The organism is Pedobacter sp. AC190 (assembly GCF_979258025.1).
Map to the genome: position 1 here is coordinate 4,841,505 of NZ_OZ409824.1, position 11,882 is coordinate 4,853,386.

Here is an 11,882-nt window from a genome sequence, read left to right on the forward strand (position 1 = left end):
TTTTGTTGTGTGGCATGAATATAATGTTTATGCCTTGGGAGCAAAAGGAAATGGCGGCAATTAAAAGGGACATCATCCATAAACTTCAGGAACAAATCCTGAGTTTGCAAGGCTTTAAGTCTGAAAGGAATGGCCCTGTTCTGGATTTTGGTCTTGCTGAAATAGCGGCCTCTTTCCCAGGTAAGGTATTTCCACTCGCTGCCATACACGAATTCCTGAGCACCAACCTGGAAGATGCAGCGGCCAGTGGCGGCTTTATCTCGGCATTACTCGCTACACTGATGCAAAAGGGCGGCCTTTGCCTGTGGATCAGTACCCAAAGAAAAATCTTCCCGCCATCACTCATTACTTTTGGCTTGTCGCCCGAGCGAATCATTTTTATCGACCTGGCTACGGAGCGGGATGTATTATGGGCAACCGAAGAGGCCTTAAAATGTGAGAGCCTGGCGGCCGTGGTTACTGAACTCGACGAAATCAGTTTTGCGCAAAGCAGAAGGCTGCAACTGGTAATCGAAAAAAGCCGAGTAACCTCCTTTATCATCCGAAAAAATGAAGAAAAACTCAGTTCTACATTGGCAGCGGCAAGGTGGAAAATATCGGCATTACCGAGCGAAGCGATTGACGGCATGCCTGGGCTGGGTTTTCCAAGGTGGAACATCGAGCTGCTCAAAGTTAAAAACGGATTGCCAGGCAGCTGGACGATTGAATATGCGGGGGGGATTTTTAAGGTCCTTCACGAAACCTTTATCGAAAACATCGAAATCAGAAAGGCTATTTAATGCAGAAAAGGTACATGTCTATATGGTTTTCTACCCTGCTTACCGACTGGATTCGCATCAAGCGACCAGCGCTTAAGGCTCTGCCACTTGTCTTTTCAGATAAGGCGGGCAACCGCATGGTGATTACCGCCACGAGTAAGGAGGCTGCTTTACTCGGAATCCATACGGGCATGCCCTTGGCTGATGCCAAGGCAATTGTTCCTGATCTGGAGGTCATCGAAAACCAGGGTCACCGTATGGGAAGACTGCTTAAAGCACTTGGCGAATGGTGCATACGATATACGCCACTAGTGGCGGTAGAGGCAGATCAGGGCCTGATCCTGGATATTAGTGGCTGCGCCCATTTATGGGGTGGAGAAAGGGAATACCTGCGGGAGATTGTAAACCGTTTGCGTGGCCTGGGCTATCAGGTCAGGGCAGCCATAGCCGATACCATGGGTACCGCCTGGGCCATTTCTCGTTATGGGAAGCTTAGCCCGATCATTAAAAGTGGTGAAGAATTAAACGCCCTGCTCCAGTTGCCTCCGATGGCATTACGGCTTTCGCCTGTAGCCAGCCAAAAGCTAATCAAACTTGGATTAAAAACCGTGGGCAGCTTTATCAGCATGCCCCGATCGGTATTGCGCAGGCGTATCGGGGAGGAAAGCATGGAAAGGATCGAACAGGTTTTAGGACAAAAGGAAGAGGAGTTTTCACCGCTGGTGGTTCCAGAACTGTATAGCGAACGACTGGAAAGCATGGAGCCGATCAGAACACGGAAAGGAATTGAGATTGCCATCGAAAAACTATTGACCCGTATTTGTAACCACCTCGAAAGGGATGGTATGGGACTTCGGTCTGCCCTGCTGCAAAGCTATCGGATTGATGGCAAAGTAATTAAAACCGAGATCGGCACCAATAGTGCAAGTGCACATATCAGCCATCTGATGAAGCTGTTTTCACTGAAAATCGATCAGATTGAACCAAAGATGGGAATTGAACTTTTTACGATGGATGCCGTTAAGGTAGAACCTGTCGATCCCCATCAGGCCGCTTTATGGAGCGCAGAAAAAGGCATGGAAGATCAGAAAGTGGCTGAACTTTTAGACAGGCTGGCGGGAAAAGTTGGTACGCAAGCTATTCAGCGTTACCTGCCCCAGGCCCATCACTGGCCAGAGCGGTCGATTATAAAAGTAGATTCGCTGCTCGAAACGCTTTCGTTGCCCTGGCGTACTGACCGCTTACGGCCTGTGCAGTTGCTTAAGGTACCCGAGCCTGTGCAGGTTTCGGCACCCATCCCCGATTATCCGCCTATGCTCTTTCGCTATCAGGGCATTACCCATCAGGTAAAAAAGGCAGACGGCCCCGAGCGCATTGAGCGGGAGTGGTGGCTGGAAGAAGGTGAGCATCGTGATTACTATCAATTAGAGGATGCCGAAGGCAAACGATATTGGCTGTTCCGTTCAGGGCACTACAGCTCGGAGAAAACCTCTGGCTGGTTTATACATGGATTTTTCGCATAAAAGGTATGGAATACGTCGAACTTCAGGTCACCAGTAATTTCAGCTTTCTCCGCGGTGCCTCGCATCCCGAAGAACTGATCGAGCAGGCAACGGCTATGGGCTACCGCAAACTCGCCATTACCGACCGCAATACGCTGGCAGGCATTGTGCGTGCGCACGTGGCCGCGAGAAATCATGATATCAATCTGATTCCTGCTTGCAGGCTCGACTTGTTAGATGGCCCCTCGCTATTGGCTTATCCAACAGATCAGGCTGCTTATGGGCGGCTTTCTGCACTGCTCAGTCTTGGTAATATGCGGGCTGAAAAAGGGAGTTGTCACCTCTACCTGGCAGATGTATTTGCTTATAGTACGGGAATGAAGTTTATCGTAATCCCACCAGAGGCCTTGAATTCACTCTTTGATTATGAAGCCAGCTTTAAATCGCAGTTGGTTGATTTCAAGGGAAAAATGGGAAATGATCTTTTTCTGGCAGCAACAAGGAGTTATAGCGGAGATGACCATAAAAGATTGTTCAGGCTCAATCAGTTGTCGGAGCAGTTTGGTATTCCACTTATAGCCACCAACGATGTGCATTACCACCATCCCCAGCGACGGGAACTGCAAGATATTCTTACCTGTACCCGCGAAAAATGCACCATCCATAATGCGGGTTTCCTGCTTTATCAAAATGCGGAAAGGCACCTGAAAGACCAGGAAGAGATGACCAGGCTCTTCAGGCAGTATCCAGATGCCATTGCCAACAGTGTACGTCTGGCAGAATCCTGCAAGTTTTCTTTGGATAGTTTAGAATATGTGTATCCCGAAGAAATTACTACAGATGGCAGAACACCACAAGAGGAACTCACTTACCTCTCGTGGAAGGGTGCAAGGGAAATGTTCGGCGAGCAAATCCCCGAAAAGATTTCTGCCAATATCAATTATGAGCTGGCCTTTATGGAGCAAATGAATTACGCCTCCTATTTTCTTACGGTATATGATATCGTAAAATTCGCCCGTTCGAAAGGGATTTTATGCCAGGGCCGTGGTTCAGCCGCCAATTCTACGGTATGTTACTGCCTGGGCATTACCTCGGTAAATCCCACAAAATTCGACCTGCTTTTTGAGCGTTTTATTTCCTCGGCCAGAAATGAACCACCCGATATTGATGTGGATTTTGAGCATGAGCGTAGAGAGGAAGTGATTCAGTACATCTATCAGAAATATGGCCGCGACCGTGCTGCTATTGTGGCTACGGTAACCCAGCAACATCAAAAGGGTGCCATCCGTGATGTAGGTAAAGCCATGGGACTTTCGGTAGATACGGTGAGTAAGTTATCGGGTGCAATCTGGGAATTTACCGATGAATGGTTTGAGGAAGCCCGTATCCTAGAGGCTGGCCTCAATCCAAAAGATCCGTTACTTAAAAAGGTGCTGCAACTGACCGGGCAAATGATGGGCTTTCCTCGGCAATTGGGTCAGCATACGGGTGGATTTGTAATCACCCGAGGAAAACTGACCGACCTCTGCCCAATCCTGAATGCACGTATGGCAGATCGCACCAATATTGAGTGGAACAAAGATGATATTGATGCCCTTGGTTTTCTGAAAATCGACGTGCTGGCGCTGGGTATGCTTACCTGCATCCGAAAGGGCTTTGACCTGGCTAAACAACACTACGATTTAGATTTAACCCTGGCTAAGATCAATGAAAAGGATGATCCAAAAGTATATGAAATGATTAGTCATGCCGATACCATTGGGGTTTTTCAGATTGAGAGCAGGGCGCAACAATCTATGCTTCCCCGCTTACGTCCAAACTGTTTTTACGATCTGGTAATTGAGGTGGCAATTGTTCGGCCAGGTCCGATTCAGGGCGATATGGTACATCCCTATCTCCGCAGGCGAAATGGTGAAGAAGCTATAGAATATCCTTCGCCAGAACTGGAAGAAATATTAGGGCGTACGCTCGGCGTACCGCTTTTTCAGGAGCAGGCCATGAAAATCGCTATTGTTGCTGCAGGCTTCACGCCTGCCGAGGCTGATGCTTTGCGGCGCAGCATGGCCACTTTTAAGTTTAAGGGACTGGTGAATCAGTTTGAAAGGAAACTGATCGATGGCATGTTAGAACGTGGCTACAGCGAAGATTTCGCTAAAAGAATATTCAGGCAACTGGAGGGTTTCGGGAGTTATGGCTTTCCAGAGAGCCATGCGGCCAGCTTTGCCTTACTGGTATATGTTTCCTGCTGGCTGAAATGTTATTATCCTGATGTGTTCGCAACAGCGCTGCACAACAGTATGCCTATGGGTTTTTACCAACCTGCACAGATTGTGATCGATGCCAGGAACCATGGCGTAGAGGTTCGGGAGATTGATGTGAATTATTCTCTTTGGGATAATCTATTAGAGGAGAAAAGTGGAAAGTACCATGCCATGCGTCTGGGTTTTCGTCAAATTAAGGGGATTGCTGCTGAGGAAATGGAATTGCTTGTGGTAGGGAGAACGGTTCCCTATCGAACGATACATGAGATTATGGATGCGGGGGTATCGCAGGTTACATTGGAAAGATTAGCTGATGCAGATGCTTTTCGTTCACTTGGTATGGACAGGCGGCAAGCACTTTGGGAGGTTTCGGCACTTGCCGACCGACCAGTTGGCATATTTGAAAAACAGGCCTCTGAAAGTGAAAAGGAGCCGCAACTGTCTTTACCATTAATGAGCGATTCGGAACATGTGGTGCAGGATTATGCAACAACAGCCTTGTCTCTAAAGGCACACCCGGTAAGTTTTGTAAGAGAAAAATTAAGCTTGCTTAAAATCCTGGCAACCAGAGAAGCTTCGGAATCCTGGGACGGCAGACTGGTGAAGGTAGCGGGTTTGGTTTTAGTACGCCAAAGGCCTGGAACCGCTGGCGGTGTTTGCTTCATAACGATTGAAGATGAAACGGGCGTAGCTAACCTGGTGGTTTTTCAGCAACTTTTTGAAAAGTATAGAAAAGAGATTTTAGGTGCCAGACTGCTGATGGTAGAAGGTAAACTTCAGCGTGAGGGCGAAGTGGTACATGTAATTGTTAAACGGTGCTTTGATCTAACTCGCATGCTGAAAGAATTAACGGATTCAGGGCAGGAAGAACTCCCTCTATTAACCCTTTCCAGGGCGGATGAGCGATCGCCTTTTCCATTTGAGAACAAAAAAACACTTAAAAGAGAGCCCGCTGATGGAACGGTATTTCCTGCGGCCAGGAATTTTAAATAAATAATATGGAACAATTAGCTTTTTTCCCTGAATGCGGCCAAACCAAGGGGCTGCCCACCGAAGTGCTCGAGTATATGCCAGGCATTTTTGCTCCTGAACTCGGTTATCAGCTCATGGATAGGTTTATCACCGCAACCCCATGGACACAAAAAGTAGTGAGCATGTACGACAAGCAAGTGATTACCCCACGCCTATCGGCCTGGTTTGCTGATAGCGATACCTACGATTACTCTTCGCTACGCAGATCGGCTCCCAACCCCTGGACCCCAGAACTGTTAATGATTAAATCGGTTGTCGAACCCATCGCAGGTGTTATTTTTAACAGTGTGCTATTAAACTACTACCGAGACGGTAATGACTCAGTGGCCTGGCACAGCGATAATGAAAAGGCACTAGGCTCCCATCCCACGATTGCTTCTGTCACCTTTGGGCAGGTGCGCTCGTTCGACATACGAAACAAGGCCAACCATAGCGAAAAATACTCGGTCAGGCTTGAACATGGCTCTTTGTTGCTCATGAAGGGTGATCTACAATCAAACTGGGACCACCGCATCGCCAAATCGACCAGGCTGGTGAAGCCAAGGCTTAACCTTACTTTTCGCGTAGTGGTGTAGATTCTGGCACCTCTCTTAATGCTAAAAGTTCAAACTGTTTGCCTCTGAGACCTAGCCTTACCACCTCAAATGATGAATAGGAGATGCGGTGTAGAAAATCTTCAAGAGCAGAAATCTGAAACCTGCAGAGTATGAAATAATCATGTTGGACGAGATTTGTAATCTCGTCCTGCTGTATAGATGCATTCGTTCTATCGGCTGATGTATTCACACGCCGAAACTCCAAAGACCTCATCCTGAGCGGAGTCGAAGGATAAATGTTAGCCATATAGGTATATAGAAAATATAGATAGAATACCAAAATCGCACATCCTATCGGCTGGTGTCCGCACCTGCCAAAATCTCTTGGTTACAGTTGAGATGACGAGTTATGGAATGGAGTAAGCCAATGAAGAGTGAAACGTCCTTCGACTACGCTCAGGATGACACTATGTTTTTGATTTGCTTAGACTACACTCAGGACGACAAGTTGGAAGAAGTAAGCTTAAATTATCGGCTCCACTTGCTGGCGCACGCGTGCCGCGTGTGAATTAATAAATGGGGTACATCCTCTGTTTCTTTATAATTATTTTCTGATTTAAGAACATTTATCGATTTGTAATGTTCAACATCCAAACCAGCATTCAAATGAAAAAAGAGTTTCCATTCTACATTAAGGCTCCAGCTATCCTTTTAGGGATTGTGATCACAGTATTTATATTGAGTATTCTCCGCGATATTCTGGTTCCACTAGCATTTGCGGCCTTAATTGCAATATTGCTCAACCCATTAGTGGTGAGACTGGAGAAAAGAATGCATAAAATTGTGGCAATTATTATTTCGATGCTAATTGCATTGATAGCTGTTGCAGGCCTCGCCTATTTTCTAAGTGCACAGATTGCCCACTTCTTTGATAATGTTGATGCGATGAAACAAAAGTTTTCTGAACTGTTGAGTATTATACAGAAATGGTTGGAACAGACATTTGGAATCGGCGCCAGAAAACAGGTTCAGATGGTTAATGAGGCGGCCAATAACAGCAAGGCCGTAATAGGTCAAACCTTAAGTGGAGCACTGGGTGTGTTAAGTGTAATTTTCCTGATTCCTGTATACACCTTTTTGATCATGCTTTACAAAACCCTGATTCTTAACTTTTTGTATGAAGTTTTTTCTGAGGAAAATCAGCAGAAGGTTGGCGAAATTTTGACAGAAACTAAAGCTGCGATCCAGAGTTACATTGTGGGGCTTTTAATTGAAACAGGCATTGTTGCGGTAATGAACTCCTGTGCATTGCTTATCCTTGGCGTTCAGAATGCGATACTAATTGGCGTAATTGGTGCGATACTAAACCTTTTACCATACATTGGTGGCATTATTGCTATAGCTTTACCAGTTCTGATGGCTACGCTTACCACGGATGGCTTTACAACTCAATTACTGATTATAGCTGCCTATGCCCTGATCCAGTTTATTGATAATAATATTTTAGTGCCCAGAATTGTATCGTCGAAAGTGCAGATTAATGCGCTAATTTCAATTGTAGTTGTGCTACTGGGTGCAGCACTTTGGGGTGTGCCTGGAATGTTTCTCTCCATCCCATTTATTGCAGTATTGAAAATTGTTTTCGACCGTATAGAGGGGCTAAAGCCTTGGGGTAAATTGCTCGGTGATAACATACCTACAGAACATATGGGGCAATTAAAAAGGTTGCGTAGACGGAATCCAAAAATTTCAAAAGCGTAAGCATAGGTAAAAGAGAAAAATTATTTAAGTGGTTGACTATATTTGTTGCTACTTATTGCCTGGATACGCTGGCCTTCCCACGTTGGTCGGGATTTGTAATCTCGACCTGCCGTTTGGCTGCATTATATTTTCAGCTAGTTGGCATAAACTCAGGTTGGACTTATTTAGCTTGTCCTCCATTAAAAAAGCTAAAGATGAATCAACATCTTTAGCTTTTTAAGTTCAATTAGTTTATTTATTTTAAGGCATAACCGATGTAACCACCATCAATTAGCAAATCAGCACCTGTGATAAAGCTTGCCTGTGCTGATGCTAAAAACAATACTGCATTGGCTACCTCCGTAGCTGATCCCATTCGCTGCAAAGCAGTAGTGTTTGCAAATTGTTTCTTAACAGCCTCATCCGTTACCGCCTTATCAAACCCTTCAGTTTGTGTCGGTCCTGGACTAACGATATTAACTCTTATTTTTCGATGTGCTAGCTCATTAGCTGCGATTTGAGCGATTTTATTTATTGCCCCTTTAGTGGCTGAATATACGCTACCATTCATCTGTGCAGCAGTGGCAACTGTTGAGGACGTAAATAATACAGACGAACCCTCAGCCAAAAATGGCATCAATTTCTGAAGTGTAAAAAAATAGCCTTTAACATTCGTATTAAACTGGGCATCGAAATCCGCTTCAGTAGCATGCTCGATTGGTGCAAAAACAGCAATACCTGCATTTAAAAATAATACGTCAAGCTGTTCACCGCTTTTTGCAAATTCATCTCTTAAAATTTCAATACCCTTTATAGTTGAGGTATCTGAAACTACTGCGTTCAAATTCTGACTATTAATTTTTTCATCCGCTTTTTTAAGATTTTCTGCGCTTCTTCCAGTTATCCACACTTTTGCTCCTGCATTTATAAATGCCTGGGCACTGGCGAATCCAATTCCTGTGCTACCTCCGGTAATCACAACATTTTTGTTTTTAAAATCTATGTTCATGACACAAATGTAGACCATGTAAATAAATAATAGTAACTTTGTAACTAAAAGTAACAGTAACCTTTGAGTAACCAAGTAACGAATGCAGGAAAATATTTGTTCTACCGATAAAAATAACAAAAGGCAGATTATGGCCGTTCATGATGCGATGGATGTACTGAATGGGAAATGGAAAATCTCCATTATCTCTTCTGTATGTTATTTTAACAAAAGGCGATTTTCGGATATTCTAAGCGATGTAGAGGGTATTTCGAATAAAATGTTGAGTAAGGAGCTTAAGGATTTAGAAATTAACAAACTTATAAAGCGTACTGTTTTGCCCACCCAACCTGTTACCGTATTTTACCAGCTTACCGAATATGGTAAAACTTTACAAACCATAATAGACAACCTGGCGGATTGGGGTATTGAACACCGCAGGGTTATTACAGAAAAACAGTAACAGGATAATGATATAATCTCTTCGAATAGGCGTGCAAGAATAATGCTTCTAAGGTCATCTGGAATTGCAAGAAGAGAAATGTCCTTCGACTAAGCTCAGGATGACATTATGTTTTTGATCGTGCTTCGACTAAGCTCAGGTGACAAGGTGGAAGATGAAAGAACTCATGTTGGTCGAGATGAATAGGTATGGATCGGTAAGGCAGTGAGAAGAAAAATGTCCTTCGACTACGCTCAGGATGACAAGGTGGAAGATGAAAGAACTCATGTTGGTCGAGATTTGTAATCTCGTCCTGCTATGTAGTTGCATTCATTCTATCGGCTGGTGTATCACACGCCGGAACTCCAAAAGATGTCATCCTGAGCGGAGTCGAAGGATAAATATTAGCCATATAGGTATATAGGAAATATAGATTTTTCATGTTGGTCGAGATTTGTAATCTCGTCCTGCTATATAGATGCATTCGTTCTATCGGCTGGTGTCCTCACCCGCCGAAACTCTAAAAGATGTCATCCTGAGCGGAGTCGAAGGATAATGTTATCCATATAGAAAATATAGATTTCCCCACTTCTCTTGGCTTGCCTCGGCTCACCGCCGCCGAGGGGCTCTAAACTTTTTCTTGATAAAAAGTTTAACAAAAATCAAGGCTTGGATCTGTTGTCGGATAAACTCGTAAAAGCTTTAATTTCGGCAACACAAGTTCCGATGAAGGATCGGAAAGGACGCGTTGCCTTGGGTTTTGCCAGATTGAAAGGTTTATGCAAAAGCTTTTAACGTTTTCTCCTTCCAACATATCTTATGCCAGATAGCAGGGTGGTTAGAGCAAGATGCAAAAACCATTTGTCATCCTTTGTATTGTCATCCTGAGCGGAGTCGAAGGATAGACTGTTTTTTCGACCATTGAACAGGTCTTCGACAATGATCAGACGGACAACATTGTCGCTTTAAGTTAATAACATTGTGACAGGTAAAGTATTTCCAACTTTGAGGGGCAACTCCCCTTCATGTTGGTCGAGATTTGTAATCTCGTGCTGCTCTATAGATGAATTACATCTAACATGGCTGACTGGTATGGACTGGATTTTCGTCTGTCGCTCGTTTCTGCTGATTTTTTTAGTGATGCTGCAATATCAGTTGCGTTTTTAGATTCAAAAATATGTGATTTAAGATCCATTGCATCACTGTTTTCTGTTACATCAGCCGATCATTTTTTTACCTGCTTCTTTTGCGCTGATTTACTTTCTCTACTTTTCATCCTTTATATTTTTATAAATAAAACAACAACAAAGGTTTTTATTTTATCGTTTTGAACTCCAGTGGCTGATACTGAGAAATACGTATAAATACCCTGATTGGGATTTATACCCAATTTTGACAAAACAAAAAACCACGCTGTAATAAAGGCTGTTAAACTTAAAACAACTTTCACCTTAACAGATTAAATTATGGAAAATCAGGAGTTATCAGATAATCCAGCAGAAAAATACCCTAATCCACCTTTCCCAAAACAGGATCAGCCAGCACCAGGTACGGAAGGAAATCTCGAACCAAAGGCAGATCATGGCGAAGAGTCTTATCGCGGAAGCGGAAAACTTGAAGGAAAAAGAGCTGTAATCACAGGCGGAGACTCGGGCATAGGTAGAGCCGTAGCGATTGCTTTTGCACGAGAAGGCGCCGATGTTGTTATCAGTTATCTGGATACAATCGAAGACGAGGATGCCAAAACTACTGCCGAATTGGTAGAAAAAGCTGGGAGAAAAGCGGTGTTGATCAAAGGCGACATCCAGCAGGAAGAACATTGCAAACATATTATTGATACCGCAGTGAAGGAACTTGGTGGGATAGATATCCTGGTAAATAATGCCGCTTATCAAATGGCGAGGGAAAAGATCAGCGACATTACCGCTGAGGAGTGGGACAGAACATTCCGCACCAATATTACCGCCATGTTTTATCTGTGCAGGGCTGCTGAACCACATTTAAAACCAGGCAGTAGTATTATAAATACCACTTCGGTAAATGCCTACTCGCCAAGTGAACAGCTATTACCTTATGCAGCTACTAAAGGCGCAATCCAAAATTTTACGGCTAACTTAAGCCAAATACTATTGATGCACAACAAGGGGATCAGAGTGAATGCAGTAGCTCCAGGACCGATCTGGACGCCGCTTATTCCGTCGACAATCCCCAATCATGAGGAGTTTGGAAAAGACACACCCATGGGCAGAGCTGGTCAGCCTGCGGAAGTAGCGCCAGCATACGTATTTCTTGCATCAGAAGATGCCATCTACATTGCAGGTGCAACCATACCAGTAACTGGAGGACGAATAACGATCTAATAAAAATTCAACACATTATGGCAAAGTATTCAAAAAAAGCAGGCGAAAAGGTAGAAGAAGCCATGCACGAGAAAAAAGAAGGAAAACTGAAAACCGGAAGTGGCAAAACAGTAACCTCTAAAAAACAGGCCATTGTTATTGGTCTCTCGGAAGCAAAAAAAGAAGGGGCAAAAGTGCCTAAAAAGAAATAACTATTCAAAACGGATAGTATGCAGCTAAATTTCTAATTAACTAATCCATATTGGACGGCTGTATGTCGTTCA

The 11,882-nt window shown here is 44.1% G+C and carries 9 protein-coding genes and 1 pseudogene; 8 read left to right on the plus strand and 2 right to left on the minus strand.

Annotation, left to right across the window (positions count from 1 at the left end; genetic code table 11):
- Positions 1–50: 50 nt before the first annotated feature.
- From ACZZZI_RS21190 to ACZZZI_RS21210, 5 genes are all read left to right on the plus strand, one after another.
- Entirely contained in the window at positions 51–779 is a 729-nt protein-coding gene (locus ACZZZI_RS21190) for an ImuA family protein (RefSeq protein ID WP_316757215.1), read from the plus strand.
- The gene (locus ACZZZI_RS21195; RefSeq protein WP_463491259.1) at positions 779–2,281 is read left to right on the plus strand and encodes a Y-family DNA polymerase; all 1,503 of its coding nucleotides are present in this window, start codon (positions 779–781) and stop codon (positions 2,279–2,281) included. The genes ACZZZI_RS21190 and ACZZZI_RS21195 overlap by 1 nt, the downstream gene beginning before the upstream one ends.
- 5 nt (positions 2,282–2,286) lie before the next feature.
- On the plus strand, positions 2,287–5,514 hold the full coding sequence (locus ACZZZI_RS21200; RefSeq protein ID WP_463491261.1) for an error-prone DNA polymerase: 3,228 nt from the start codon (positions 2,287–2,289) through the stop codon (positions 5,512–5,514).
- A 5-nt stretch (positions 5,515–5,519) separates the two neighbouring features.
- Positions 5,520–6,128 carry an alpha-ketoglutarate-dependent dioxygenase AlkB family protein gene (locus ACZZZI_RS21205; RefSeq protein ID WP_424058488.1) on the plus strand — a complete coding sequence of 203 codons (609 nt, stop codon included), beginning with the start codon at positions 5,520–5,522 and terminating at the stop codon, positions 6,126–6,128.
- Positions 6,129–6,755: 627 nt separating this feature from the next.
- Positions 6,756–7,850 (plus strand): AI-2E family transporter, encoded by a 1,095-nt coding sequence (locus ACZZZI_RS21210; RefSeq protein ID WP_316757207.1) that lies wholly within the window; start codon positions 6,756–6,758, stop codon positions 7,848–7,850.
- Between the two features lie 235 nt (positions 7,851–8,085).
- Here the strand turns inward: ACZZZI_RS21210 and ACZZZI_RS21215 are convergent, their stop codons facing one another.
- On the minus strand, positions 8,086–8,838 hold the full coding sequence (locus ACZZZI_RS21215) for an SDR family oxidoreductase (protein ID WP_316757205.1): 753 nt from the start codon (positions 8,836–8,838) through the stop codon (positions 8,086–8,088).
- 82 nt (positions 8,839–8,920) lie between these two features.
- On the opposite strand from ACZZZI_RS21215, the gene ACZZZI_RS21220 reads away from it, so the two are divergent.
- A complete protein-coding gene (locus tag ACZZZI_RS21220; protein WP_316757203.1) occupies positions 8,921–9,280 on the plus strand; it encodes a winged helix-turn-helix transcriptional regulator in 360 nt (119 codons plus the stop codon).
- Positions 9,281–10,316: 1,036 nt separating this feature from the next.
- Here the strand turns inward: ACZZZI_RS21220 and ACZZZI_RS21225 are convergent.
- A pseudogene (locus tag ACZZZI_RS21225) lies at positions 10,317–10,472 on the minus strand (DUF3175 domain-containing protein); the annotation flags it as partial.
- A gap of 253 nt (positions 10,473–10,725) precedes the next feature.
- Here ACZZZI_RS21225 and ACZZZI_RS21230 point away from each other — a divergent pair.
- Positions 10,726–11,619 carry an SDR family oxidoreductase gene (locus ACZZZI_RS21230; protein ID WP_463491264.1) on the plus strand — a complete coding sequence of 298 codons (894 nt, stop codon included), beginning with the start codon at positions 10,726–10,728 and terminating at the stop codon, positions 11,617–11,619.
- Positions 11,620–11,636: 17 nt separating this feature from the next.
- On the plus strand, positions 11,637–11,810 hold the full coding sequence (locus ACZZZI_RS21235; protein ID WP_463491266.1) for a DUF6496 domain-containing protein: 174 nt from the start codon (positions 11,637–11,639) through the stop codon (positions 11,808–11,810).
- The last annotated feature ends 72 nt before the right edge of the window (positions 11,811–11,882 follow it).